The sequence below is a fragment of the Alteromonas sp. ALT199 genome, from assembly GCF_018619335.1.
In the GTDB taxonomy this organism is placed as follows: Bacteria; Pseudomonadota; Gammaproteobacteria; order Enterobacterales; family Alteromonadaceae; genus Alteromonas.
The window spans coordinates 1262-1516 of the sequence record NZ_JAHHDX010000004.1 but is presented as its reverse complement, the minus strand read 5'-3'; the positions used below and the strand labels follow the sequence as shown (position 1 = coordinate 1516).

Below are 255 nucleotides of genomic sequence, written 5' to 3'. Positions count from 1 at the left end.
GGCGAGTCGTCAGAAACCTTGCTAAATATTTCAGAACAGATCATCCCCATTCTTTCTTCTATTGAAGGGCTAGAAGATGTAAAAGCCGATACGGGCTCTACTCGTGACGAGGTGCAAATTCGAATAGACAGAGAGAAAGCAAACCGCTTCGGCATTCAAGTTAATGATGTGGCTAAACTGATTGCTACGGCGCTACGAGGAAGTAATTTGCGGACATTCCGTTATGGTGACGCCGGAGAAGTGGCGGTGCAGCTT

General features: G+C 47.1%; 1 protein-coding gene. It reads left to right on the top strand.

Features of this window, described 5'->3' with window-relative positions:
- On the top strand, positions 1-255 hold a 255-nt coding region (locus tag KL866_RS00505), incomplete at both ends, for an efflux RND transporter permease subunit (RefSeq protein ID WP_214992400.1).